This is a genomic window from Micromonospora sp. NPDC023633 (assembly GCF_040640035.1).
Taxonomy (GTDB): Bacteria; Actinomycetota; Actinomycetes; order Mycobacteriales; family Micromonosporaceae; genus Micromonospora.
Genome location: NZ_JBFABB010000016.1, coordinates 21,609 through 45,514, shown reverse-complemented (window position 1 = coordinate 45,514; position 23,906 = coordinate 21,609). Strand labels below are relative to the sequence as shown.

At 72.6% G+C, this 23,906-nt stretch carries 20 protein-coding genes; 14 read left to right on the top strand and 6 right to left on the bottom strand.

Annotated features, from left to right (window positions below; genetic code table 11):
* The first annotated feature begins 58 nt into the window (after positions 1-58).
* Entirely contained in the window at positions 59-634 is a 576-nt protein-coding gene (locus AB0G13_RS07540) for a hypothetical protein (protein WP_357870336.1), read from the top strand.
* Between the two features lie 263 nt (positions 635-897).
* Here the strand turns inward: AB0G13_RS07540 and AB0G13_RS07535 are convergent, their stop codons facing one another.
* Positions 898-1,377: a barstar family protein gene (locus AB0G13_RS07535; RefSeq protein WP_357870333.1), complete on the bottom strand. Its 480-nt coding sequence runs from the start codon at positions 1,375-1,377 to the stop codon at positions 898-900.
* Positions 1,378-1,453: 76 nt separating this feature from the next.
* On the opposite strand from AB0G13_RS07535, the gene AB0G13_RS07530 reads away from it, so the two are divergent.
* Positions 1,454-1,978: an HAD domain-containing protein gene (locus AB0G13_RS07530; protein ID WP_357870427.1), complete on the top strand. Its 525-nt coding sequence runs from the start codon at positions 1,454-1,456 to the stop codon at positions 1,976-1,978.
* Positions 1,979-2,087: 109 nt separating this feature from the next.
* The gene (locus AB0G13_RS07525; protein WP_357870329.1) at positions 2,088-2,480 is read left to right on the top strand and encodes a hypothetical protein; all 393 of its coding nucleotides are present in this window, start codon (positions 2,088-2,090) and stop codon (positions 2,478-2,480) included.
* Here the strand turns inward: AB0G13_RS07525 and AB0G13_RS07520 are convergent.
* Positions 2,446-2,904: an HAD hydrolase-like protein gene (locus tag AB0G13_RS07520; RefSeq protein WP_357870326.1), complete on the bottom strand. Its 459-nt coding sequence runs from the start codon at positions 2,902-2,904 to the stop codon at positions 2,446-2,448. The two genes, AB0G13_RS07525 and AB0G13_RS07520, sit on opposite strands and share 35 nt — an antisense overlap.
* 225 nt (positions 2,905-3,129) lie before the next feature.
* Between AB0G13_RS07520 and AB0G13_RS07515 the strand changes: the two genes are divergently transcribed.
* From AB0G13_RS07515 to AB0G13_RS07480, 8 genes are all read left to right on the top strand, one after another.
* The gene (locus AB0G13_RS07515) at positions 3,130-4,728 is read left to right on the top strand and encodes a beta-1,3-glucanase family protein (protein WP_357870424.1); all 1,599 of its coding nucleotides are present in this window, start codon (positions 3,130-3,132) and stop codon (positions 4,726-4,728) included.
* A gap of 189 nt (positions 4,729-4,917) precedes the next feature.
* Positions 4,918-6,054 carry a CoA transferase gene (locus tag AB0G13_RS07510; RefSeq protein WP_357870324.1) on the top strand — a complete coding sequence of 379 codons (1,137 nt, stop codon included), beginning with the start codon at positions 4,918-4,920 and terminating at the stop codon, positions 6,052-6,054.
* A gap of 348 nt (positions 6,055-6,402) precedes the next feature.
* On the top strand, positions 6,403-6,492 hold the full coding sequence (gene kdpF / locus AB0G13_RS07505) for a K(+)-transporting ATPase subunit F (RefSeq protein ID WP_151452733.1): 90 nt from the start codon (positions 6,403-6,405) through the stop codon (positions 6,490-6,492).
* Positions 6,492-8,147 (top strand): potassium-transporting ATPase subunit KdpA, encoded by a 1,656-nt coding sequence (kdpA, locus tag AB0G13_RS07500; RefSeq protein ID WP_357870321.1) that lies wholly within the window; start codon positions 6,492-6,494, stop codon positions 8,145-8,147. Before kdpF ends, kdpA begins: the two co-directional genes overlap by 1 nt.
* Positions 8,148-8,166: 19 nt before the next feature.
* The gene (gene kdpB, locus AB0G13_RS07495; protein ID WP_357870319.1) at positions 8,167-10,353 is read left to right on the top strand and encodes a potassium-transporting ATPase subunit KdpB; all 2,187 of its coding nucleotides are present in this window, start codon (positions 8,167-8,169) and stop codon (positions 10,351-10,353) included.
* Entirely contained in the window at positions 10,353-11,234 is an 882-nt protein-coding gene (locus AB0G13_RS07490; RefSeq protein WP_357870317.1) for a potassium-transporting ATPase subunit C, read from the top strand. Before kdpB ends, AB0G13_RS07490 begins: the two co-directional genes overlap by 1 nt.
* A gap of 92 nt (positions 11,235-11,326) precedes the next feature.
* Positions 11,327-13,879 carry a DUF4118 domain-containing protein gene (locus AB0G13_RS07485; RefSeq protein WP_357870315.1) on the top strand — a complete coding sequence of 851 codons (2,553 nt, stop codon included), beginning with the start codon at positions 11,327-11,329 and terminating at the stop codon, positions 13,877-13,879.
* On the top strand, positions 13,876-14,559 hold the full coding sequence (locus AB0G13_RS07480; RefSeq protein WP_357870312.1) for a response regulator: 684 nt from the start codon (positions 13,876-13,878) through the stop codon (positions 14,557-14,559). The genes AB0G13_RS07485 and AB0G13_RS07480 overlap by 4 nt, the downstream gene beginning before the upstream one ends.
* A gap of 107 nt (positions 14,560-14,666) precedes the next feature.
* On the opposite strand, the gene AB0G13_RS07475 is transcribed toward AB0G13_RS07480, so the two are convergent.
* On the bottom strand, positions 14,667-16,019 hold the full coding sequence (locus tag AB0G13_RS07475; protein WP_357870310.1) for a glycosyl hydrolase family 18 protein: 1,353 nt from the start codon (positions 16,017-16,019) through the stop codon (positions 14,667-14,669).
* 269 nt (positions 16,020-16,288) lie between these two features.
* Here AB0G13_RS07475 and AB0G13_RS07470 point away from each other — a divergent pair, with 269 nt between their 5' ends.
* A complete protein-coding gene (locus AB0G13_RS07470; protein ID WP_357870308.1) occupies positions 16,289-16,648 on the top strand; it encodes a hypothetical protein in 360 nt (119 codons plus the stop codon).
* A gap of 58 nt (positions 16,649-16,706) precedes the next feature.
* Here AB0G13_RS07470 and AB0G13_RS07465 read toward each other — a convergent pair whose 3' ends face one another.
* The 3 genes from AB0G13_RS07465 to AB0G13_RS07455 all read right to left on the bottom strand — a co-directional run bounded on the left by AB0G13_RS07465 (position 16,707) and on the right by AB0G13_RS07455 (position 21,125).
* Entirely contained in the window at positions 16,707-18,581 is a 1,875-nt protein-coding gene (locus AB0G13_RS07465) for an adenylyl cyclase (RefSeq protein WP_357870306.1), read from the bottom strand.
* 298 nt (positions 18,582-18,879) lie between these two features.
* Positions 18,880-20,745: a hypothetical protein gene (locus AB0G13_RS07460; protein WP_357870304.1), complete on the bottom strand. Its 1,866-nt coding sequence runs from the start codon at positions 20,743-20,745 to the stop codon at positions 18,880-18,882.
* 92 nt (positions 20,746-20,837) lie between these two features.
* Positions 20,838-21,125 carry a DUF1905 domain-containing protein gene (locus AB0G13_RS07455; RefSeq protein ID WP_357870302.1) on the bottom strand — a complete coding sequence of 96 codons (288 nt, stop codon included), beginning with the start codon at positions 21,123-21,125 and terminating at the stop codon, positions 20,838-20,840.
* A 162-nt stretch (positions 21,126-21,287) separates the two neighbouring features.
* Here AB0G13_RS07455 and AB0G13_RS07450 point away from each other — a divergent pair, with 162 nt between their 5' ends.
* Both AB0G13_RS07450 and AB0G13_RS07445 read left to right on the top strand, forming a co-directional pair.
* Positions 21,288-22,136 (top strand): ATP-grasp domain-containing protein, encoded by an 849-nt coding sequence (locus AB0G13_RS07450; RefSeq protein WP_357870299.1) that lies wholly within the window; start codon positions 21,288-21,290, stop codon positions 22,134-22,136.
* Positions 22,137-22,424: 288 nt separating this feature from the next.
* Positions 22,425-23,834 (top strand): endo-1,4-beta-xylanase, encoded by a 1,410-nt coding sequence (locus tag AB0G13_RS07445; protein ID WP_357870297.1) that lies wholly within the window; start codon positions 22,425-22,427, stop codon positions 23,832-23,834.
* Positions 23,835-23,906 lie beyond the last annotated feature (72 nt).

The following is a 23,906-nucleotide window of genomic DNA, read 5'->3' as shown; positions in this document are numbered from 1 at the left end:
CGGACTACGAGTGCGGTGCAGCCGACAAGACCAGCTCCCGCGGCGGCTGTTCTACTGTGTGCGCGCGCCGCTGCTGCGCTGGAACGACCCGCTGCCCTGGAGACCGCGCCGCGTCCTGGTCGCAGGCACATCCGGCGCGGGCAAGACGAGCCTGGCCACGCTGGTCGCCCAGTCCTGGCAGCTTCCCCGGGTTGAGCTCGACGCGTTGCATCACGGAGAGAACTGGGTGCCGCGCCCGACGTTCAGGCACGAGGTCGAACAGTTCGCGGCACAGCCGCGGTGGGTGACCGAGTGGCAATACACCGCCAAACTCGGGGACATCCTCCAGAGCAAGGCCGACCTGGTCCTCTGGCTCGACCATCCGCGCCGCCTGGTGATGCGGCAGGTCATCGTGCGTACAGTCGCCCGTAGGGTTCGACGCGAGCATCTGTGGAACGGCAACGTCGAGCCAGCGCTTCGCACGGTGTTCACCGATCCCGAGCATGTCATCCGATGGGCGTGGCGTACGTACGGCGGCCCGGGCAAGCGGGTCGCCGCGCTGCTTGACCAGCGCGACGAGGAGGTTGCGGTGGTCCGACTGCGTGGCCGTCGCCAGGTGAACCAATGGGTGGGCCGAAATCTCGCTATCAGCTGATTCCTGGCACCCCCCCCGCGTGCAGAGGACCTTGAACATCCCACCAGCAACCCTCTGGCCAGCGCTACCTGCTCCGAGACCTCTTCGGCGGCTCCGAAGGTGTCGACTTCGGGTGACTCGACTCGACCGTTCCCCGGCGTACCTTCGTGCCGAGAAGATTGCGGTGATGGTTCATCGCTTGATACCGCCAAGAGCGCTGGTCGCTTTTTCGACCGGCGCACATCGATCCCGACCTCCCGGGCGGCGGTTGCGGGCCTCGACGATTACCGCACGTTGTGGACCGCCGAAGCGATCTCCTGCCGCAGCAGTGCTGCCTCCTCGTCGAGGTCACACAGCAGCAGCACCTTGAACGGGACTCCCTTGCCGTTGGGCCGGCCGAGCGGGCTGGCCCAGTAGTGGACGGTCTGAGAGAGGATCTGGAACAGGGTGTGCCGATCCCCGGCACCGCCCGATAGCAACCGGGGAGCGTTGTCGACGACGATCAGATAACCGTCCGCAGGCAACCAGTTCAGATCGCGGAGGCATTCGGACAACGCTGCCCAGTTCCAGCCGAAGTAGCTAGGAAAGAGCAGCGCGTCCGAGATTTCGTAGAAGGCGTGGTCCGCATCGCTCATCCTCGTCGCGTCGAGACGGGCGACAACGAATCTGCCGGTTGCCGGCAGCACCGCTGTCAGTTCCACCAGGGCGCTGCGCGAGCAGACCGCGAGCTGATCAGCGGAGCGGTGCCACCAGTCGTCTGTCATCCATCCCCGCCACGGTCGACGTAGTCGGCAGGCACCCGCCCAGCTCGGATCTGCCCACGATACGGTGCGATCCGTGATGCCCGGTCCTGCCAGCTGTCCCTTGATCTTCCTCGACGTGGACGGAACGCTGATCCCGTTCAGGGCCCGGCCGGTTGACCGCAGGCGTCCCCGGGGCGGTGCGGTCACGCCGCCGCTGGATGGTCCCGGTAGCCCCCTGCTCGATCGGCTCGATCCGAACGATGGTCGCCGGCTGCGAGTCCTGGGCTGCCAGTTGGTCTGGGCGACGACGTGGATGGCGGAAGCGAACGAGACCGTCTCGCCACTGCTCGGGCTGCCCGACCTGCCCGTGGTCGAATGGCCGGAGGGCGACGACGATTCGACGTGTGGCCTGCACTGGAAGACCGTGCCTCTGGCCCGGTGGGCAGCTGGCCGCCCCTTCGTGTGGCTTGACGACGAGACGACCGACACTGACCGACGGTGGGTCGCGGCTCACTACCCGGCGCGGTCCCTGCTGCACCGCGTCGACCCGTACGTCGGCCTTACCGAAGCCGACTTCTCGGCCGTCCGTCAGTGGCTCGCGCAGGACGACGGCGGCGCGTGACCACCCGACTCGCTCATGCGCGATCCGCGCGCGTGGCGGCGGGAGCGACGGGCCCAGCACGCGGTCGTGCCGATGAGCGGTGCCCGGCGGCGCCTGACACCATGGCCCGGTGCGGCGATACCCGACCGAGCCACCGACCTTCGTGCTGGCGGGCGCCGACGTGGCGCTTGTGGGTCTGTTCTCGGCGAAGGACAAGGAGTTCAGCGCGAAGCTCGACGTGCTGGCGGCCTCCGTGCAGGCCCGTGGCGGGCGGGTGGTGAGCCGGCACGTCCAGCGGCGGGGTGTCTCGTGTGGCGGTGCGGCCAAGATGGCTCTGCCGTTCTCGCGGCGGACACTGCTCAGCCCGGGCAGGGCGCGCGAGATCGCGCAGGCGTGCCGGGCCGCGGCGGTCGGTGTTGCGGTGTTCGTGAACCCGCTCACGGAGCATCAACGAGCCGTCCTCGGCGACCTGTTCGGGTGCTGCGTGATCAGCGGCGAGGACCTCTCCACCGCCGGTCGGTGAGCGCCCGCACGTCGCCGCGGAGGGCGCGTCGTCCCGGCGGGCCCGCTACGTCGAGCCGGCCGACGCCACCGGAGTGCGCGGTTCCCGCCCCGCCACCCAGGGCTGCCGGATCGGGGGCGGTGATCGCGTGCAGGACGGCGGAGGTGTCGGTGAGGTCGGGCAGCACGACGTCGGCCCCTGCGGCCGCCAGCCGGGCGGCGCTGGTCGTGCCGGTGGCCACCGCGACAGCCCTGGCACCGACCGCGTGTGCCGCTTCGACGCCGCGGCGGACGACCGTCTGCGAGCCGTGGAAGCGCCGGCCGAGGTGTCGTTCCGCCCGGGCGAAGGCGTGATTCGGCAGGTCCCTGCGGTCCCACGCGTCGCCTCCGTACGCCCCGATCCGCGTGTCGACGTGGTCTCGAGGCCGAACAGGCGCAGTTTCCACAGCGCCAGCGGATACAGGTTGCCGGTGAGGACGGACTGGTACACCGCCGCGACACCCTGCTTCCGGAGGCAGGGTCAAGTGACCTGACGGCGGCGCGACGGAGGGCCGGGTTCCGCGCGGCGTCGGCGACGACCATTTGCGTACGTCTATTGACAGGGGCGCCGCTTCGGGCCGACGCTGAGAGAGCGCTCTCTTCGCTTGTCCACCATCCCCGAGGAGGAGTTCGTGAAGTTCCGAAGAAGGCTGCTCGCCGCCGTGTCCGCGCTGGTCGCCGCCGTCCCGGTGACCGTCGCCGCGTCCCCTGCCCAGGCCGTCGGCCCAGCGCTGTTGCCCGTCACGGTCACCAACAGCACCGGCCGGGGCGAGGCCGTCCACCTGTACGTGATCGGCGTGCAGCTCTCCAGCGGCCGCCTCGGCTACGTCAACCAGGGCGGCACCTTCGTTCCGTGGTCGGGCGGGCAGCTCCCGCCGTCGCCCGCGCCGGACGCCTCGATCCCGGGCCCCGGCAACGGCGGCAGCACGACCATCCGGTTCCCGCGCGGGTTCTCCGGCCGCGTCTACTTCTCCTTCGGCGAGAAGCTCAAGTTCTTCCTCACCCCGGACGGCCTGGTCCAACCCGCGCCGTGGGCGGCCGGCGACGCCAACCGCGACATCCTGTTCGACTGGAGCGAGTTCACCTACAACGACGCCGGACTCTGGCTCAACAGCTCACAGGTCGACATGTTCGCGGTGCCGCACGCGGTCACGGTGACCGGTGCCACCGGCGTCACCAAGCGCACCGGTGACGTCGTCGCGGGCGGCCGCAACGCGATCATCGAGGGCATCCGGTCTCAGCCGGGCTGGGCCAACACGGTCCACACCCGCTCCGACGGGACGGTGCTGCGCGTGCTCGCGCCCGGCAAGGCGGCCGGCGCCGGCCTGTTCAGCGCCACCTACCTGGACTCCTACATCGCGTCGGCGTGGAACGCGTACACGACCAAGACGCTGACCGTGGTGCCGTTCGCCGACCAGCCGAACACCCGCTACTTCGGGCGGACCTCGGGCAACGTCATGACCTTCACCAACAGCGCCGGCCAGGTGGTCGCCTCCTTCAACCGGCCCTCGTCGGCGAGCGTCTGGGGCTGCGACGGCGACCTGCCCGCACCCAACGACCCGGTCGTCGGCCCGATCTCCCGGACGCTCTGCGCCGCGCTGAACCGGGGCACGCTCGGCACCATCGACACCCAGCCCAGCACCAACGCCGCCGAGTTCTACCGCAACAACCCGACGAACCACTACGCCCGCGTCATCCATGCCAACATGACCGACGGCAAGGCGTACGCCTTCGCCTTCGACGACGTCGGCGCGTTCGAGTCCCTGGTCCACGACGGCGACCCCCGCGCGGCCGGACTCATCCTGAGCCCCTTCGGCGCGGGCGGCAGCGGACCGGGGAACCCCGGCGGCGCGGTGCCCGTGCTGAGCAACTGGAACAACAAGTGCATCGACGTGCCGAACGCGAACTTCGTCGACCGCGCGCAGTTGCAGATGTGGAACTGCAACGGCACCGACGCGCAGAAGTGGACGTTCACCGGCGACACCCTGCGCAGCCAGAACAACAAGTGCATGGACGTCGACGGCGGCGCCACCGGCAACGGCGCGGTCGTCCAGCTCTACACGTGCAACGGCACGGGCGCGCAGCGGTTCACCCTGAACGCCGCCGGCGACCTGGTCAACCTCCAGGCCGGCAGGTGCGTCGACATCCGGGACTGGAACAGCGCCGACGGCGCGAAGCTCCAGCTCTGGGACTGCGCGGGCACCGCCAACCAGAAGTGGCGCAAGGGCTGACCCCGTTTCGGCGGATGGCGGCGGGCCGCCGCCATCCGCCCCGGCCCGCACGTCGGGGTGACCGGCGTCCGTCGCGCCCGCTGTGCCATCGTGGTCCTGCCGTCCGGACGCGCCGGACGCCGGCACCCGGCAGGCGCCGCCACGCCGCCGCGCCGGCCGTGGCGTCGACGGAGAAGGGGTACGCGGGCGATGGGAGAGCAACGGTCCGGGCCGCTCGGCGGCGTCCTCGTCGCCGACTTCTCACGCATCCTCGCCGGACCGTACGCGACCATGCTCCTCGCCGACCTCGGCGCCGAGGTGATCAAGGTGGAAGGACCCGGCGGGGACGACACCCGGACCTGGCTGCCGCCCGTGCGGGAGGGGACCTCCACCTACTACCTCGGCGTCAACCGCAACAAGCGCTCCGTCGCCCTCGACCTCGCCGACCCCGACGACCTGGACGTCGCCCGGCGACTCGTCCGCCGCGCCGACGTCATGATCCAGAACTTCCGGCCGGGCGGGCTGCGGCGCTTCGGCCTCGACTACGACAGCGTCGCCGCCGTCAACCCGCGGATCGTCTACGCCTCGATCAGCGGGTTCGGCGGCGGTGCCGGTGCCAACCTGCCCGGCTACGACCTGGTGGTCCAGGCCGCCTCCGGCCTGATGAGCCTCACCGGCGAGCCGGACGGCCCGCCCTACAAGGCCGGGGTCGCCGTGTTCGACGTGATCGCGGGCCTGCACGCGGCCGTCGGCATCCTCGCCGCCCTGCACCACCGCGACCGCTCCGGCGCCGGCCAGCACGTCGAGGTGGACCTGCTCTCCTCCGCGCTGTCCGGCCTGGTCAACCAGACCAGCGGCCACGTCGCCGGCGGCGCGACGCCGTTCCGGATGGGCAACGGGCACCCGAGCCTGTTCCCGTACGAACCGCTGCCCACCGCCGACGGCGACCTCGTCGTCATCGCCGGCAACGACGGCCAGTTCCGCAAGCTGTGCCAGGTGCTCGGCCTGCCCGAACTGCCCGACGACCCCCGGTTCGCCCGCAACCAGGACCGCACGGTCAACCGGGAGGCACTGCGGCCCCTCCTGGTCGCGCGACTGCGCCAGCGGACCCGCGACGAGTGGTTCCGGGACCTGCGCGCGGCGGGCGTGGCGTGCGCCCCGATCAACACGGTCGCCGGAGGCGTCGACCTGGCGCGGGAACTCGGGCTGGACCCGGTGGTCACCACCGGCGGTGTGCCCGGCATCCGCAACCCGATCGGCCTCACCGCCACCCCGCCACGCTACGACCTGCCGCCGCCGGGGCTCGACGAGCACGGCGACGAGATCCGGAGCTGGCTGGCCGACTGACAGCCCGCCCCTCCCGCCCCTCCCGCCGCGCCTGCCTGCCCGCCTGCGCCGCGCTTGCCGCCCGCGCCGGTCGGGCTGTGACCCGGTCGGAGGACGCCGGTGAGCGGCGTCACGCCGGAGCCCGGTCGCGTGAAGAAGGCGTCAAGAAACGCGTCACCGCCGTCATGATCGCGTGATGACCTCTGTCCCTCACGGAGCCACCGAGTTTCGATTGCCCGGCACGGCCGGAAGGCGGTCGTGACAGGCGGTTCCGGTAAGAGGAGTCAGTGTGTCCGACGTGGTGTTCGTCCTGGTGACGGTGGGGCTGTTCGCCGCACTCGCCCTCGTGGTGAGGGGCGTGGAGAAGCTGTGAACGTCGTCGATGCCGTCGGCCTGGTGCTGGCGCTGGGCCTGGGTGTGTTCATGGTGGTCGCGTTGCTGTTCCCGGAGCGCTTCTGATGTCCACGACGACAGCCGGCGCCCTCTTCGTCCTGTCCCTGGTGGTGGCCCTGACCGCCGTCCACCGTCCGTTCGGCGACCACGTGTACCGGGCGGTCGCCGGAACCCGGCACTCGCGCGTCGAGCGCGGGATCTACCGCCTGGTCGGGGTCGATCCGGCCGCCGAGCAGACCTGGGGCGTGTACGCCCGCGGCGTACTGGCCTTCTCCGCCGTGTCGATCCTGTTCCTGTACGCGTTCCAGCGGTGGCAGGACCACCTGTGGCTGTCGCTCGGCCGCGACCCGGTCGTCGCCCACGGCGCCTGGAACACCGCGGTGTCGTTCGTGACCAACACGAACTGGCAGTGGTACTCGGGCGAGTCGACGATGGGCCACCTGGTGCAGATGGCCGGCCTGGCGGTGCAGAACTTCGTCTCCGCCGCCGTCGGGATCGCCGTGGCGGTTGCCCTGGTCCGCGGCCTCGCCCGCAGCCGCACCGGTGAGCTGGGCAACTTCTGGGTCGACCTGACCCGGATCACGCTGCGGATCCTGCTGCCCGTCGCGGTCCTCGGGGCGCTGGCGCTGATGGCCGGCGGGGTGGTGCAGAACCTCTCCGGCGGCACCGACGTCGCCACCCTGACCGGTGGCACCCAGACCGTCACCGGCGGACCCGTGGCCAGCCAGGAAGTGATCAAGGAACTCGGCACCAACGGTGGCGGCTTCTACAACGCCAACAGCGCGCACCCCTTCGAGAACCCGACCCCCTGGACGAACTGGATCGAGATCTTCCTGATCCTGCTGATCCCGTTCAGCCTGCCGCGCGTCTTCGGCCGGATGGTCGGCCAGACCCGGCAGGGCAACGCGATCGTCGCGGTCATGGCAGTCCTCGCGATCGCGAGCGTCACGCTGACCAACGCCTTCGAGCTCGCCGCCGGCGGCACCGTCCCGCAGGCCGTCGGCGCCGCCATGGAGGGCAAGGAGGTCCGCTTCGACGTGTCGAACTCGGCCACCTTCGCCGCCGCGACGACGCTCACCTCGACCGGGGCGGTGAACTCGTTCCACGACTCGTACACGGCGCTCGGCGGCATGATGACGCTGGGCAACATGATGCTCGGCGAGGTCGCGCCGGGCGGGGTCGGCGCCGGCCTGTACGGGATGTTGGTGCTCGCCGTGATCACGGTGTTCGTGGCCGGGCTGATGGTCGGCCGCAGCCCCGAGTACGTGGGCAAGAAGATCGGCTCCCGCGAGATCCGGTTCGCCTCCCTGTACTTCCTGGTCACCCCGACCCTCGTGCTGGTCGGCACCGCCACCGCCTTCGCCACCGGCAACGACGCGACCGCGCTGAACGTCGGCCCGCACGGCCTCACCGAGGTGCTCTACGCGTTCACCTCCGCCAGCAACAACAACGGCTCTGCCTTCGCCGGCATCACGGTGAGCACGCCGTGGTGGAACACGACGCTGGGCCTGTGCATGCTGCTCGGCCGGTTCCTGCCGATCATCTTCGTGCTCGCCCTGGCCGGCTCGCTGGCCCGCCAGCGACCCGTGCCCGCCTCCGCGGGCACCCTGCCGACCGACCGGCCCCTGTTCGTCGCGATGGTCGCCGGCGTCACGGTGATCCTCGTGGCGCTGACCTTCCTGCCCGCGCTCGCGCTCGGCCCGCTGGCCGAAGGGCTGTGACCCGATGAGGAAAGAGACCATGACCGTCGTTACGCGGGCAGCCGAGGACCGGGCCGACGCGGGCACCGCCGCCGTACGCGGCGGCCGGGGTGGCGGCCTGCTGGACGCACGGCAGCTGCTGCGGTCGCTGCCCGACGCGCTGCGCAAGCTCGATCCGCGCACCCTGTGGCGCAACCCCGTGATGCTGATCGTCGAGATCGGCGCGGCCTGCACCACCGTCCTCGCGCTGGCCGACCCGTCGGCGTTCGCGTTCGCCGTCACGACCTGGCTGTGGCTGACCGTGATCTTCGCCAACCTCGCCGAGGCCGTGGCTGAGGGGCGCGGCAAGGCCCAGGCTGCCAGCCTGCGCCACGCGAGGAAGGACACCGTCGCCACCCGCCTGCGCGGCTGGACGCCGGGCGTCGCGACCGGCACCTACCGCGACGAGGCGGTGCCCGCCCCGGAACTCGCGCAGGGCGACATCGTCCTGGTGGAGGCCGGGCAGCTGATCCCGGGCGACGGCGACGTGGTGGAGGGCATCGCCAGCGTCGACGAGTCGGCCATCACCGGCGAGTCCGCCCCGGTGATCAGGGAGTCCGGCGGCGACCGCAGCGCGGTCACCGGCGGCACCCGGGTGCTCTCCGACCGGATCGTCGTGCGGATCACCCAGCGGCCGGGGGAGAGCTTCGTCGACCGGATGATCGCACTGGTCGAGGGTGCCAACCGGCAGAAGACGCCGAACGAGATCGCGCTGAATGTCCTGCTCGCCGCGCTCACCATCGTCTTCCTGCTGGTGGTGGCCACCCTCCAGCCGCTGGCCGTCTTCGCCAAGGGCTACCAGGCGGCGGCCCCCGACAACGGCGCGATCACCGACGCCGGCGTGACCGGCGTGGTGCTGGTGTCGCTGCTGGTCTGCCTCATCCCCACCACCATCGGCGCGCTCCTGTCGGCCATCGGCATCGCCGGCATGGACCGCCTGGTCCAGCGCAACGTCCTGGCCATGAGCGGCCGCGCCGTGGAGGCCGCCGGTGACGTCGACACCCTGCTGCTGGACAAGACCGGCACCATCACCCTCGGCAACCGGCAGGCTGCCGGGTTCCTGCCCGTCGACGGCGTCGACGCGAGCCTGGTCGCCGACGCGGCGCAGTTGGCCAGCCTCGCCGACGAGACCCCCGAGGGCCGCTCGGTGGTCGTACTGGCCAAGGAGGAGTTCGGGCTGCGGGAGCGCGAGCCGGGCCTGATCCCGCACGCCACGTTCGTGCCGTTCACCGCGCAGACCCGGATGAGCGGCGTCGACCTCGACCCCGACGGGAGCGAGTCCTGGCCGGCCCGGCGGGTCCGCAAGGGCGCCGCCTCCGCCATCACGGCGTGGGTCCGCGAGTACGGTGGCGACCCGACCGCGCAGCTCGGGCGGATCGTCGACGAGATCAGCGGCGCAGGCGGTACACCCCTGGTGGTCGCCGAGCACGTCACCGGCGAGCCGGCCCGCGCCCTGGGGGTGATCCACCTCAAGGACGTGGTCAAGGCCGGCATGCGGGAGCGGTTCGACGAGATGCGCCGGATGGGCATCCGCACCGTGATGGTCACCGGCGACAACCCGCGTACGGCCGCGGCGATCGCCGCCGAGGCGGGCGTCGACGACTTCCTCGCCGAGGCCACCCCCGAGGACAAGCTCGCCCTGATCAGGCGCGAACAGCAGGGCGGCCGGCTGGTCGCGATGACCGGGGACGGCACCAACGACGCCCCCGCCCTCGCCCAGGCCGACGTCGGCGTCGCGATGAACACCGGCACGTCGGCCGCGAAGGAGGCCGGCAACATGGTCGACCTCGACTCCGACCCGACCAAGCTGATCGAGATCGTGGAGATCGGCAAGCAACTGCTGATCACCCGGGGTGCGCTGACCACGTTCTCCATCGCCAACGATGTGGCGAAGTACTTCGCGATCATCCCCGCGATGTTCGCCGGCATCCACCCGGGCCTCGACACGTTGAACGTCATGCGGCTGGCGAGCCCCGAATCGGCCATCCTCGCCGCCGTCGTCTTCAACGCCGTGGTCATCGTCGCCCTGATCCCGCTGGCCCTGCGCGGCGTGCGCTACCGGCCGGCGTCGGCGTCGCGGCTGCTGCGCCGCAACCTGCTGGTGTACGGCCTCGGCGGCATCGTCGTGCCGTTCCTCGGCATCAAGCTCGTCGACATGCTCCTGCAACTCGTCCCGGGGGTCTCCTGATGCGCCTGCCCACCTGGCTCTCCGCACACGTGGCCGCGCTGCGCGCGCTGCTGGTCTTCACGGTGCTGCTCGGCCTGGCCTACCCGCTCGCCCTGGTCGGCGCCGGCCGGCTGCCCGGCCTGCGCGACAGGGCGGACGGGTCCCTGCTCACCGCCGACGGCCGGACGGTCGGCAGCGCGCTGATCGGCCAGGCGTTCACCGACGCCGACGGTGAACCCCTGCCCCGGTACTTCCAGTCCCGGCCGTCGGCCGCCGGCGACGGCTATGACCCGACCTTCACGGCGGCGTCCAACCTCGGCCCGGAGAGCGTGGTCGACACGCTCGCCGCGGACCCGCGCGAGTCGAGCCGGAGCCTGCTCAGCCAGGTCTGCGCCCGCAGCCGCGCCGTCGGTGAACTCGACGGCGTCGACGGCCGGCGTCCCTACTGCACCGCCGACGGCGTGGGAGCGGTGTTGGCGGTGTTCCGCGCCGGCGGGCTGACCGGCCCCGTCATCCGGGTCGTCAGCGTCAACCAGAGTGCGCCGGCCATCCCGTTCCTCGCCACGTACCAGGGGGTGGCCGTGGAGCTGGCCCGGCCCGGCGAGGACCTCGTGGCCGCCGGGGGCCTGATCGTGCCGGTCCGCGGCGACGCCCCGGAGACCCCCGCCGTGCCCGCCGACGCGGTCACCGCTAGCGGCAGCGGCCTCGACCCGCACATCAGTCCGGCGTACGCCGACATCCAGGTGGCCCGGGTGGCCCGGGAGCGTGGCGCGGACCCGGCGGCGGTCCGGCGCCTCGTCGCCGAGCACACCCGTGGGCGGGCGCTCGGCTTCATGGGCGCCCCCGCCGTCGACGTGCTCGCACTCAACCTCGCCCTCGACGAGGCGCTGCCCGTCGCGTGAGCGTCGGGGTGGGGCGGCGCCAGGTCGCCCCGCCCCACCCGTGGTCCGTGCTCCGACGACGGGCCGTGCCGGTGATCAGGGAGGATGTCTGCGTGCCCAGGGGAGAACTGCGCATCTACCTCGGGGCCGCGCCCGGCGTCGGCAAGACGTACGCGATGCTGGAGGAGGCCCGGCGGCGCGCCGAGCGCGGCACCGACGTGGTGGTCGGCCTGGTCGAGACCCACGGCCGCGCCCAGACCGCCGCGATGGTCGGTGACCTGGAGGTGCTGCCGCGTCGGGTGGTGACCTACCGAGGCGCCGCGTTCACCGAGATGGACCTCGACGCGGTGCTGGCCCGTCGGCCCGAGGTTGCCGTGGTCGACGAGTTGGCCCACACCAACGTGCCCGGCTCGCGTCACGAGAAGCGCTGGCAGGACGTCCAGGAACTCCTCGACGCCGGCATCACCGTCCTGTCGACCGTCAACGTCCAGCACCTCGAATCGGTCAACGACGTCGTCGCGCGCATCACCGGCACCACCCAGCGGGAGACGGTGCCCGACGCGGTGGTCCGCGCCGCCGAGCAGGTCGAGCTGGTCGACATGACCCCGGAGGCGCTGCGCCGCCGGATGGCCCACGGCAACATCTACCGGCCCGACCGGATCGACGCGGCCCTCGGCAACTACTTCCGGATCGGCAACCTCACGGCCCTGCGAGAGCTGGCCCTGCTGTGGCTGGCCGACAAGGTCGACGAGCAGCTCGGCGCCTACCGCGCCCAGCAGGGCATCTCCGAGACCTGGGAGGCCCGCGAGCGGGTGGTGGTGGCGCTCACGGGCGGGCCGGAGGGCGCGACGCTGGTGCGCCGCGCCGCGCGGGTCGCGGCCCGGAGCAAGGGCGCGGACCTGCTCGCCGTGCACGTCGCCCGCAGCGACGGGCTGGCCGGCGCCGACCCGGCGCAGCTCGCCCGGCAGCGCGTCCTGGTGGAGAGCCTCGGCGGCACGTACCACCAGGTGCTCGGCACCGACATCCCGGCGGCGCTGCTCGACTTCGCCCGGGGCGTCAACGCCACCCAGCTGGTGCTCGGCGCGAGCCGGCGCGGGCGGTTTGCGCAGCTCTTCTCCCGCGGCGTCGGGGTGACCACCACGGCGCTGTCCGGGCCGATCGACGTGCACCTGGTCACCCATTCGGAGATGGGCCGGGGGCGGCGCGGCGCGGGCGTGCCGGCCGCGCTGTCGCGGCGGCGCCGGCTGCTCGGCTTCGGCCTCGCCGGGCTCGGCATGCCGCTGCTGACGGTGCTGCTGCGGGCGCTGCCGGACCTCAGCCTCACCAACGACATCCTGCTCTTCCTCACCGGCGTCGTCGGGGTCGCGCTGGTCGGTGGGCTGTGGCCGGCGCTGGTCGCCGCGCTCGGCGGTTCCCTGCTGCTCAACTGGTTCTTTACGCCCCCGTTCCGGACGCTGACCATCGCCGAGGCCGACAACCTGCTCGCCCTGGGCGTCTTCGTCGCCGTCGCCGTGGCCGTCAGCGGGGTCGTCGACGTCGCGGCGCGGCGCACCAGGGAGGCCGCGCGCGCCTCCGCCGACGCGCAGACCCTGGCCACGGTGGCCGGTGGCGTCCTGCGTGGCGAGCGGCCGCTGCCCGCGCTGCTGGACCGGCTACGCGAGACGTTCGGGCTGCGCGCGGTCAGCGTCCTCGAACTCGTCGCCGACGCCGGGGGCCGGCCCGGGCGGGCCAGCGAGGACGGGGCGTGGCGGATCGTCGCCAGCGTCGGCGAGGACCCGGCGGGCAATCCGGGCGCGGGCGAGACCGCCGTGCCGGTGGATGACCGGCTCACCGTGGTGCTCTCCGGCCGGCGGCTGGAAGCCGCGGACCGGCGCGTCGTCGAGGCGTTCGCCGCCCAGGCCGCCGTCGCGCTGCGGCAGGAACGCCTCGCCGAGGAGGCGGCCAGCGCCCGGCCGCTCGCCGAGGCCGACCGGATGCGTACGGCGCTGCTCGCCGCGGTCAGCCACGACCTGCGTACGCCCCTGGCCTCGGCCAAGGCCGCGGTGAGCAGCCTGCGCAGCCACGACATCGAGTTCGACGCGGACGATCGCGACGAGCTGCTGGCCACCGCCGACGAGTCCCTGGACCGGCTCGGGCGGCTCGTGGCGAACCTGCTGGACATGAGCCGTTTGCAGGCCGGCGTCCTCGGCGTGACCCGCGTGCCGATCGGGCTGGAGGACGCGGTGCCGCGGGCCCTGGACGAGCTGGGTCCGGTGGCCGCCGACGTCAGCACCGACATCCCCGCCGACCTGCCGGCCGCCACCGCCGACCCGGGGCTGCTGGAACGGGTGCTGGTCAACATCGTCGCAAACGCGCTGCGGCACAGCCCGCCTGGGCGGCCCCCGGCCATCACCGCCAGCGCCCACGCCGGGCAGGTGGAGCTGCGGGTCATCGACACCGGCCCCGGCATCCCGGAGGACCAGTGGGAGCACGTCTTCCTGCCGTTCCAGCGGCTGGGCGACCGGGACAACGCCACCGGCGTCGGTCTGGGGCTGGCCCTGTCCCGCGGGCTCGCCGAGGCCATGGGTGGCAGCATCACTCCCGAGACCACACCCGGGGGCGGTCTCACCATGGTGCTGCGGTTGCCCGCCGCCACCTCGAGCGCCGCGGAGGGGCAGCAGGAATGACCCGCATCCTGGTCGTCGACGACGAGCCGCAGATCGTCCGCGCCCTGCGGATCAACCTGCGGGTCCGGGGCTACGACGTGCAGGCCGTCGCGACCGGCACGGCGGCGCTCAAGGCCGCCGCCAGCGACCCGCCCGACCTGGTGGTGCTCGACCTTGGCCTGCCCGACATCGACGGGGTCGAGGTCATCCGGGGCCTGCGGGGTTGGACGCACGTGCCGATCATCGTGCTCTCCGGCCGGGCCGGTAGTCAGGACAAGGTCGCGGCCCTGGACGCCGGCGCCGACGACTACGTCACCAAGCCCTTCGGTATCGACGAGCTCCTCGCCCGCATCCGTGCCGTGACCCGGCGACTGCACGTCAGCGCCGACGCGACCACCGCCACGCTGCGGGTCGGCCGGTACACCGTCGACCTCGCCGCCCGTACGGTCACCGGCGACGACGGCGCCGACGTCCGGCTCACCCCCACCCAGTGGGGGGTGCTCGAACAGCTGCTGCGTCACCCGGGGAAGCTCGTCAGCCAGCGTCAACTCCTGCACGACGTCTGGGGGCCCGAGTACCAGAACGAGACCAACTACCTGCGTCAGTACATGGCCCAGCTGCGCCGCAAACTGGAGGACGATCCGGCCCGCCCGCGCCACCTCATCACCGAGCCCGGCATGGGCTACCGGTTCCGGCCCTGAACGCGGCGGAGGCACCGCGCGCGCTCCGGGCGCCCGCCGCCGGCCGCGTGGCCGTCCCCGCCGGGAGGGTGCGACCGCGCGGCCGGCGCCCGCGATGTCCTGTGGGCTCAGCGGCCCTGGAGGGCCCTGACGTTGTCGCCGAAGGTCCAGCCTTTCGACCCGTCCCAGTTCAGCGACCAGGTCATCAGGCCCTTCAGGTCGCCACGGTAGGCGTTCCACGTCTGGGCGACCGTCGCCGGGGCCAGGTGCCCGCCCCCGGCGCCGGGCTGCGCCGGCAGTCCGGGGACCTGCTTGTCGTACGGGACCCGGATGGTGGTGCCCTGCACGACCAGCCCGGCGTTGAGGCAGTCGGTCTGGGCGGTGAAGCCCTGCACGGTTCCGGCCGGGTAGGAGTCGCCGGAGCAGCCGTACATGCTGCCGTTGTAGTACTGCATGTTCAGCCACCAGAGCCGGCCGTTGTCGGCGTACCGCTTGATGATCGGCAGGTACGCGCCCCAGATGGAGCCGTAGGTGACGCTGCCGCCGGTGACGTACGCGGTCTCCGGTGCCATGGTGAGGCCGAAGCCCGCCGGCATCTGCGCGAGCACCCCGTCGATGATGCGGATGAGGTTCGCCTGCGACGGGGAGAGCTGGGAGATGTTCCCGCTGCCGGTGAGCCCGGTCTCGATGTCGATGTCGATGCCGTCGAAGTTGTACCGCTTGAGGATCGGTACGACGGTCGCGACGAACCGGTCGGCGACCGCGGCCGAGCTGAGGTCGATCCCGGCGGCCGCGCCACCGATGGACATGAGGATGGTCAGGCCGGCGGCCTTGGCGCGGCACATCTCGGCGGGGGTGGGCACCCTGACGGTGGTGTCCATGCCGTCCTCCCAGAGCACGGTGCCGTCGGCGCGGATGACCGGGAACGCCGTGTTGATCACGTTGTACCCGTGCGCGGGGATCCGGGGGTCGGTGATCGGGATCCATCCCAGCGGCGGGTGGACGCCGTTCGCCGCGCCGTCCCAGTTCTCCCAGTAGCCCTGGAGCACCTTGCCGGCCGGCTTCGGCTTGCCGGCGCAGGTGTCCGGGCCGGGCGTCGTGGTGGGCGTGGGCGTCGCGGGCGGTGTCGGCGTCGGGGTGGGGGAGGGCCCCGACGTGGCGGTCGGGGTGGGGGACGGCGTGCCGCCGCCGTCGCAGGCGCCAAGGTCGGTCCAGAGGGAGGGCGTCGCGGCGGGGTTCCAGCCGGCGCCGGGCGGGGGTGTGTGCGTCACCAGCGCCTGGTAGGACCGTCCGGCGTAGCTGACCCGGCTGCCGGCGGGGTAGGTGGTGCCTTCGGCCCAGGCCGGCGCGGCGCAGGCCGCGAGGGCGACGTCGGGGGCGCCGGTCTGCGCGGCGGCGCGGCCGTCCACGGCGGGTACGGCCAGGGCGGCGGTCAGCGCCGCGCCGGCCAGGAGCGCGGGCATCGTACGTCGAAGTCGCATGACATTCCTCCTCGTCGATGGCGGGAGGCTATCAGTTAACTTTGTTAAGCGTAAGCTGCGGGGCGAGCCGATGCGGAGTCCACCGGGCCGGGGTGTCGGGCGAAGTGCGGGCGGCGGCGTCGGTCGGGGATCGGCGGCGCCGGGTGGTCGACGGGCGAGGGAATCCGGTAAAACTTTTCGCCGACATCGACCGTGATCGTGGAGCTAATCTCCGGAATTGGATACCCTCCTGTGGACCCACCTGCCGTCCATCGTGGAGGAGATCGAGCATGCGGAAACTGATGTCGGCGATCGGAGCCGGAGCGATGCTGACTGTGGGGCTGCTGGTGGGCGCCAGCCCGGCGCAGGCCGCGAGCTGCACGCTCGTGCAGTCCGAGATCTACAACGGGGCCAACATCATCGCCTGGTCGCAGGGCCTGCAGGGCTGCTCCGGCGACGTCTACTGGGAGATCCAGTCGGGCGACGCCGGCGGCTGGCAGGTCGCGCAGAGCGGCACCACGCACTACGACAACGAGGTGCAGAGCTACTACGGCGACGTTGAGCTGCCGTGTTACCTGCGGGTTTACGCGAAGTTCGGCACGCAGGAGAAGCTGACCCAGCCCGCGCACAACAACAACTGCGCCGGCTGACGACCGAGCCGGACGGGGCGGGGTGCGCGCCCCGTCCGGCTCGGTTTTCCCGCAGGAGTTACGGGGCGGGGTAGCGCGTGACGTAGACGGGCGCGCCGACCCGCGTCGCGTCGGCCGCCTCGCCGACGCCGTTGACCACGTGGTCGATCGTGCCGGCGCTCAGGTTGACGGTCATGATGTGGTGCAGCCGGACGCCCGGGGTGACGGGGACCTCGAAGCCGTTCTCGGTGTGGATCGACGGGTTGTTCTGGTTGAACACGTACACCCCGCCGCCGTGCAGCGTGTGGTGCCGCACCCGGTCGCCGACCTTGTACCCGGCCCAGCCCTCGACGTCGCCGTTCATCCAGTCGGCCTGCGTCGGCGGGTCGTACGGCAGCTCGTTCTGGTAGAGGATCGTCGTGCCGTGCTCGCCGTTCCAGACCGTGTTGTACCGCTGGAAGTGCTCGACGAATAGGCCGGTGGCCGTCACGTGGTCGCCGTTGATGACGGCGCCGTAGCGACCGGTGTTGGTCCGCCAGCGGTCGGTGTCGCCGTTCACGCCCTCGGTGAAGCCCTCGACGCCGTGGTCCCCGCGCCACACCCAGGTGTGGTCGATCAGGACGTGGTCGGCGTTGACCTCCAGCGCGGTGTGCGTCCTGCCGATGTGCGGGCCGCCGACGCGGAAGTACACGTCGGAGAGCGTGATCGGGTTGTGCGGGGTGCTGGCGTTGCGGCCGTGCTCGCGGCCGACCCGCAGCAGCACGGGCGACTCGGTGAGGCCGGCGTCGACGGTGACCCCGGCGACGACCACGCCGGGCACGCCGGCGACGTCGAGCGGGACGGCGCCGTCGACGGCGGTCAGCGTGGCGTGGCCGATGCCGAGGACCACGGTGTCGGGCCGCTTGACCTCGATGCTGCGCGCGATGTCGTACGCGCCGGGGGTGAGCAGCAGGTGCTTGCCGCGGGCGAGCTGGCTGTTGATGACGTGCACCGGGTCGGACGGCTTGGCGATGAAGAAGTCCCGGATGTCGATGGTCCGCCCCGGCGTCATGCCGTCGCCCCAGGAGATGCCCCGGCTGTCGCGCCGGGCGGCGGGGACGCGGACGTGGTAGCGGCCACGGCCGTCGACGAACAGGTACGGCTTCTCCCTGCTCACCGGCGTGGTGTCCAGCGTGGTGTACGGCGGGTCGGGGAAGCCGGCGTCGTCGGGGGCGCCCACGGTGCCCGCGAAGACCTGGTTCCACACGGCGTTGGACCAGCTTTCGACCTCGCTGTTGCGCGTCAGCCACTGCTGCTGGGAGCCGTTGGTGGTGGCGGGCAGCCGGGAGTCGGCGATGAAGCCGCCGCTGGCGTACTGCGGGCCGGCGGTGCAGTAGTCCATCAGCGACAGCCCGCCGCCGCTGATGTCGAGGCGGCGCATCGACACCGCCTGGGACACCGCCCAGAAGTTCGCCGAGGAGCGGCAGCCGTCCTGGCCGGTGGCGTTGATGGACAGTGACAGGTTGGACAGGGTGCGCCAGAAGTTGACCAGGGCGATGCAGTTGCCGGTCCCGCCGCCTTCGAGGCAGCGGTTGTAGGTCTCGATCTTGCCGTTGACGGTGACGTCGGTGGGGGAGGCGCCCAGGCCGGAGACCTCGGTGTAGTAGCCGACCTTCACCTGAAGGGGCTGCGCGGCCGTGCCGTAGCTGCCGGGCTTGAAGAGGTACGCGTGCCGCGCGGTGCCCATCTCGGCGTCGACCTGCCGGGCGTGCGCCGCGTCGAGGGTCGCCTGGATCTCGGCGACCGGTGTGTCGGGGTCGAAGATCGTCACGTTGGGCCCGAAGTCCGGGCCGCCGTGCCGGGCCGGCCCGGCGGTGGCGGCGGTGCCGGTCGTGCTGGCGACCGCCGTGAGCACCAGGCCGAGCGCGAGCGTCCGGCGGAGTCGCCGTCGCGTGTCGGGGGACTGCTCTCTCATCGTTCTTCCTCTCCGCCGGCCGGAACAGGCGCCGGGCACGGCGACGCGGTGGGGAGGCGGTCCGGGGCGGGCACGGGTGGGTGCGCCGGTGCCGGCTTGCGGTCGTCGTCGACCTGCCTCGTGGGGCGGCGGTGGGGGACAGCGCACCCGTGAGAGCGCTCTCTCGTCGCCGCGACTTGCATTACGCCGTGAAAGAAGGGTTGGCATGTTTTTACCCTGTGAACCGGCCCGGCGCTACCGCTGCGCCCTGACGGATCCCACGCCCGTCGCGGCGCGGAGCCGACAGGCCGGTGGCGGGCTAGCCGTTCCCGGCCGGCCGGTGGAGCGGCCGCACGAGGACCGGTCGGTACCCGGCCTCGGGCGGCAACGCCACGCCCTCCACCAGGCCGCTGCGGAGGTGCAGCCGGACCAGGGGCAGACCGAACTCGTTGCGTCCGTGGTCGGCCGGGACGAGCACGTGCTCCGGGCTCTCCCAGACCGGCCCGCCCGGGACCGGGCTGGTCGTGCTGCCACCGGGCAGCGGCAGCACCCGGGGCCGGTCGGGGTGCGCCGGGTCGTACAGACGCAGGCTCGGCGGCGCGTACACCCAGGAGTACAACTGCCGGCCGCCGGGCACGAGCGCGGCGGCCGGGTCCACGGGCAGCGGGACGACCTCGCCGTCGGGCCGGATGAGCAGCACCGGGTGGCTCCGGTCCCGGGCCAGCGCGACCCCGCTGTACGGGTCGACCTGGCGCAGCGCGTGCGGCAGCGGCTCCGGCTCCTCGCCCGGCACCCAGCGCACCGAGGCCACGCCGCCGTCGACGCTGGCGTACACGGCCCCGTCGTGGATCCCGACGGCGGAAACGTTGTCGGCCTCGTCCCACGGCATGCTCTGCCGGGAACCGTCGGCGAGGTCGACGAGGTGCAGCCGGTTCCGGGAGCGTCGGCCGACGTGGAACTCCACGACGGCCAGCCGCTCGCCGGCCGCGTCCAGGACGGCCCGCCAGCCCATGCTCGTGCCGAGCAGCACGAACTCGCCGTCGGGGCGCACCAGCGCGGTCTGGGTGCTGGCGAGCAGCACGGTGCCGTGTCGGCTCTGCATGGCCTGCGCCACCTGGGCCCCCGGCCAGCGCGCCAGCACCACCGGGGTGTCGTCGCGCCACACGACCAGCTCGCCGCCGGAGCCGACGAATCCGGCGCGGGGCGGCGGACCGGAGGGCGGCACCGACGACCGGCTTTCCCGGTCCAGTGGCTGTCGGATCTCCGTCCCCACCCACGCCATGGTCGGACCGCCGGCCTGGGGTGGCCGGACAGTGCCGCCGGGGCCGGCGTGCGGGCCGGCCCCGGCGGCACTCGGGGCGACGGCGACGGTGCCGAGTAGCCGCCCGGGGCCGGCCGGTCGTCCCGCCGGCTGCGGCGGTGGTTGCCGGGGCGCGCGCGGGGTCGGCTGGACGACCAGTGCCAACGGCCCGTCGGTGCTGTCGAAGGGGGCGAGCAGCCCGTCGTCGACGGCGTGGCGCAGGATCGCCCGGACGGCGTCCGGTGTGCTGAGCAGCCGGTCGGCGAGCCAGTCGACGGTGACGGTCGCCGCGCCCTCGCGCGCCCACAGCAGCAACGACAGCAGGTCGGAGGTGGCGTACCGGACGTGTGCGGAGGGACCGCCGCCGCGGGTGCGCAGGGCCGGCTGGGCGAGGTCGTCCTCGCTGAGCAGCGGGCTGCTGCGCACGATCCACCGAGGTGGCTCCGGGCTGGCGGACACGGGCCAGAACCGCAGCAGGTAGCTGTCGCCCTCGTCGGCCGGGCGCCGGCAGAACCGCAACCGGTACAGGCCCGGTTCCCCCAGGCGGAACGAGTCGCGGGGGGACCCGCCGGTCACCATCGCCAGGCCGACCGTCCCGCCGGTGGCGAAGGGCGTCTCGATCACGTCGGCCCAGTCGTCGTCCTCGGGCGGAGGGGCGTCGTGGCTTTCGAGCCGCACCTCGTGGTAGCGGTCCGACGCGCGGCCGTCGACCCAGCCGTCCCCGGCGCGGGCGATCGAGCCGCACGGCTGCGTCTTCACCGCGTACTCGCGCAGCAGCTCGTCGACCCGCACCCGCGCGGGACCCCACGGGTCCGCCTCGCGCAGCAGGAACGTGCGGTACTCCGGCCAGTATTCGCGGTCCTCGAAGGCCCGTAACAGTGCCACTGTCATTCCTCCCCGTCGCGCTTCGGCACGCTACCGACCGCCTCCGACGTTCTGTCGCGTCCGTGATCCGGTCGGGTAGCGGAACCGGCCGCTCACCCGTCGACGACCAGGCGGACCGTCACGGTGTCGCCCACCGCCAGCCCTTCGGCCCGTCGCACGGCCGCCTTCACCGGCACGATGTATCGCCCGTCCTTGGGAAACAGTGACGTGCTCCAGCCGGTCTTCCCGATCCGCGCCGCGACGGGGATCATGCCCCAGCCGTAGCTCACCCCCGCGGACCTCGCGGCCAACTCCTGGCAGCCCTCTTCCGGGACGGTGACGAAGTGCCATGGCGCGGGGCCTCGCCAGAACCACAGCTCGCCGCTCAACTCCAGGTCCATCGGCCCAGCATAGGAACGGGGACCGACTCTTCGGACGGGTGAGGCGCCGCCCGCGACGCCGGCGACCTGGCCGGGCAGCCGGAGACCGGGTTCGCGGTGGCCCGCGCCCGCGTCGGGCCGGCGGCACTCGCGGCGTCAGCACCCATGGGGGAGCATTCACCCGTGCTGTTGATCGTTCCCGCGGACCCGTTGCGACCGCGTCGCCCGGATGCCCACTTCGCGCCGGAGGCGCGCGCCGCCCAGGACGTCGGCGTCGACGTCGCCGTCGTCGACCACGACGAGTTGGTCCGTGGCGACGACCTGCCACGGGCGGTGGCGCGGGTGGCGGTCGAGGGCGTGGCGGTCTACCGCGGCTGGATGCTGCGCAGCGAGCGGTACGCCGCCTTCGCGGAGGCGCTGGCCCGCCGGGGTGTCACCCTGCGTACGAGCGGCGAGCAGTACCGGCGCGCCCACGAGCTGCCGGGCTGGTATCCGGACCTGGCCGAGCTGACGCCGGGCTCGGCGTGGACGGCCGGTACGCGGCGCGCCGACTTCGACCGGGCGAGGCGTGCGCTCGGCGGTGGGGCGGCGGTGCTGCGCGACTTCGCCAAGTCGATGAAGCACCACTGGCACGAGGCGGCGTTCATTCCGGATCTCGATGACGGCGAGGCTGCCTGGCGGGTCGCGAGCCGCTTCCTCGAGCTGCGCGGGGACGACCTCGTCGGCGGCCTGGTCCTGCGCCGGTTCGAGCGGTTCACCGGCGCCGAGGTCCGCACGTGGTGGGTCGACGGCGTCTGCGTCCTGGTCGGCGCGCATCCCGACAGCCCGCACGACGCGCCGCCCGAGGCGTTCGACCCGCGTCCGGTGAGTGGGTCGGTGGCGGCGCTGGGGCTGCCGTTCGTGACCGTGGACCTGGCGCTGCGCGCCGACGGCGTCTGGCGGATCGTCGAGCTCGGTGACGGGCAGGTCAGCGACCGGCCGTCCACCATCGAACCGACCGCTCTGGTCGATGCCCTGTTCGGCGGGGCTTGAGTTCCGAAACTTCCGATCCCGTGGTTGGTGTCTGGCTGGCCGGCGGGCAGGTGGGTTCCGCGACTGAGGGGGCGGTACGAAGCCAGGACATCGAAAGAATCCGATAATCGGGCGTTGAGCTTCCGGACATGTTCCGATACGGTCCGATGGAAGGGCTTCGATCAACTCACGGTGTCGAGTGCTGACGGCGGCGTGGTCTCCGGGCGACCACTCCACCGGCCCCACGCCGTGGCGGGCGGTTGTCGAGGCGGCCTTCCTCATCCATTCGGCTCATCGAAAGGCTCTGCCATGGACAACATGCTCGCCCGTGCCAGCGGACGCCCGGTGGCCCGCCGGCGGCCGCGCGTCGCGCTGGCGTCGGTCGTGGTCGGTCTCTCCGTCGCCGCCGCGACGATGGCGATGGCGTCCGGCGCCAACGCCGGGACGACCCTGGGGGCGTCCGCCGCCGAGAAGGGGCGCTACTTCGGCGCCGCGGTGGCCGCCAACAAGCTCTCCGACACCACGTACGTCGGGATCCTCAACCGGGAGTTCACCTCGGTCACCCCGGAGAACGAGATGAAGTGGGACGCGACCGAGCCGTCCCAGGGCCAGTTCACGTTCGCCAACGCCGACCGGATCGTCAACCATGCCCGAGCCAACGGGATGCAGGTGCGCGGGCACGCCCTGGCCTGGCACTCCCAGCAGCCGGGGTGGGTGCAGAACCTCAACGGCAGCGCACTGCGCCAGGCGATGGTCAACCACGTCACGCAGGTGGCGGCCTACTACCGCGGCAAGATCCACTCCTGGGACGTGGTGAACGAGGCGTTCGCCGACGGCGGCAGCGGAACCCGCCGCGACTCGAACCTGCAACGCACCGGCGACGACTGGATCGAGGTGGCGTTCCGCGCCGCGCGCGCCGCCGACCCGACCGCGAAGCTGTGCTACAACGACTACAACACCGACGGGCAGAACGCCAAGAGCAACGCGGTGTACGCCATGGTGCAGGACTTCAAGGCCCGGGGCGTGCCCCTCGACTGCGTCGGCTTCCAGTCGCACTTCAACAGCGCCTCGCCGGTGCCCGCCGACTACCAGGCCAACCTGCAACGCTTCGCCAACCTCGGGGTGGACGTGCAGATCACCGAGCTGGACATCGAGGGCTCGGGTCAGACGCAGGCCGACAACTACGGCCGGGTGGTGCGCGCCTGCCTCGCCGTGACCCGCTGCACGGGCATCACCGTGTGGGGCATCCGGGACACCGACTCCTGGCGGGCCAGCGGCACCCCGCTGCTCTTCGACGGAAGCGGCAACAAGAAGCCGGCGTACACCGCCACGCTCGACGCCCTCAACAGCGGCACCACCACGCCGCCCCCGACCACCGCGCCCCCGACGACCCCGCCGCCCACCACCCCGCCGCCGTCCGGCGACTGCGCCGCGGCGGTGTCGCTGAACTCGTGGACCGGCGGCTTCGTCGCGACGGTACGCGTCACCGCCGGAGCCGCGGCGATCGACGGCTGGGCGGTCGCCATCACCCTGCCAGGCGGCACGACGGTCACCAACACGTGGAACGCGCGCGGCAGCGTCGCCAGCGGCGCCAGCGGTGCCGTGACGTTCCGCAACGTCGACTACAACGGCCGGCTCTCCGCCGGCGCCGTCACCGAGTTCGGCTTCCAGGGCACCGGAACCGGCCCGACCGGCACGCCCACCTGCACCGCGAGCTGACCTGTCCGGCGGGGGGGGGGGGGGGGGGGCCCCCCCCCCCCCCCCGCCCCGGGCCGGGAACCCCCCACACCC